At 54.6% G+C, this 1,176-nt stretch carries 1 protein-coding gene; it reads left to right on the plus strand.

What is annotated here, in order from left to right:
- Position 1: 1 nt before the first annotated feature.
- The coding region (gene tuf / locus Y017_RS08050; RefSeq protein ID WP_035460205.1) for an elongation factor Tu at positions 2 to 1,176 on the plus strand (1,175 nt) is incomplete at its 3' end.

Here is a 1,176-nt window from a genome sequence, read left to right on the forward strand (position 1 = left end):
CGTGGCTAAGGAAAAGTTTGAACGTAATAAACCGCACGTAAACGTAGGCACCATTGGTCACGTTGACCATGGTAAAACCACCCTGACTGCCGCGTTGACCCGCGTGTGTGCAGAAGTATGGGGCGGCAACGCCGTTGCTTTCGATGGTATTGATAATGCCCCGGAAGAGCGTGAGCGTGGTATTACCATTGCGACCTCACACGTAGAGTACGATTCTCCAACTCGTCACTACGCCCACGTAGATTGCCCCGGTCACGCTGATTATGTGAAAAACATGATCACCGGCGCCGCGCAGATGGATGGCGCAATCCTGGTATGTTCCGCCGCAGACGGCCCCATGCCGCAGACTCGTGAGCACATCCTGCTGTCCCGTCAGGTTGGCGTACCTTACATCGTTGTGTTCCTGAACAAAGCGGACATGGTTGACGATGAAGAGCTGCTTGAGCTGGTAGAAATGGAAGTGCGTGAGCTGCTGAGCGACTACGACTTCCCGGGTGATGATACTCCGATCATTAAGGGTTCAGCGCTGAAAGCACTGGAAGGCGACACTAGCGATATCGGTATGCCTGCGGTGCAGAAGCTTGTTGAGACTCTGGATGAGTACATTCCGGAGCCAGAGCGTGCCGTTGATCAGCCGTTCCTGATGCCGATCGAGGATGTGTTCTCTATCTCTGGTCGCGGTACTGTAGTAACCGGTCGTGTAGAGCGTGGCATCGTTAAAGTCGGCGAGGAAATCGAAATCGTGGGCATCCACGACACCACCAAGACTACTTGTACTGGTGTTGAGATGTTCCGCAAGCTGCTGGACGAAGGTCGTGCTGGTGAGAACGTTGGTGTCTTGCTGCGTGGTACTAAGCGTGATGAAGTTGAGCGTGGTCAGGTATTGGCCAAGCCAGGCTCCATTAACCCGCATACCAAGTTCGTTGCTGAGGTATATGTCCTGAGCAAAGACGAAGGTGGCCGTCACACCCCGTTCTTCAACGGTTACCGTCCGCAGTTCTACTTCCGTACAACTGACGTGACGGGTGCATGTACTCTGCCGGAAGGTACCGAAATGGTAATGCCTGGCGATAACGTGCAAATGGACGTTGAGCTGATCGCTCCGATCGCCATGGAAGATGGTCTGCGCTTCGCGATTCGCGAAGGTGGCCGTACCGTTGGTGCCGGCGTAGTAGC

It is taken from the genome of Alcanivorax sp. 97CO-5, assembly GCF_000524665.1.
Taxonomy (GTDB): domain Bacteria; phylum Pseudomonadota; class Gammaproteobacteria; order Pseudomonadales; family Alcanivoracaceae; genus Alcanivorax; species Alcanivorax borkumensis.